This window comes from Nitrososphaera sp. AFS (assembly GCF_009898475.1).
Taxonomy (GTDB): domain Archaea; phylum Thermoproteota; class Nitrososphaeria; order Nitrososphaerales; family Nitrososphaeraceae; genus Nitrosopolaris.
Window position 1 is genome coordinate 1 of record NZ_QURE01000122.1, and the last position, 211, is coordinate 211.

The 211-nt window shown below is 34.1% G+C and carries 1 protein-coding gene; it reads left to right on the top strand.

The features are described from left to right. A partial coding sequence (locus DYY65_RS10805; RefSeq protein ID WP_201449471.1) for a response regulator occupies positions 1-211 on the top strand: 211 nt, incomplete at both ends.

The following is a 211-nucleotide window of genomic DNA, read 5'->3' on the forward strand; positions in this document are numbered from 1 at the left end:
TTAGCAGGGAGGAACAAAAACGCTATTGGAAAAGAATATTGATTGTTGACGATGATCCAGACATCACTACTACTTTCAAATTAGGTATAGAAAATGCTACAAAAAGAATTGCCGTCGATGTATACAATGACCCAAGAAAAGCACTCTTAGATTTCAAATCGAACTTCTATGATCTTCTCTTAATTGATATTAATATGCCATACATCGATGG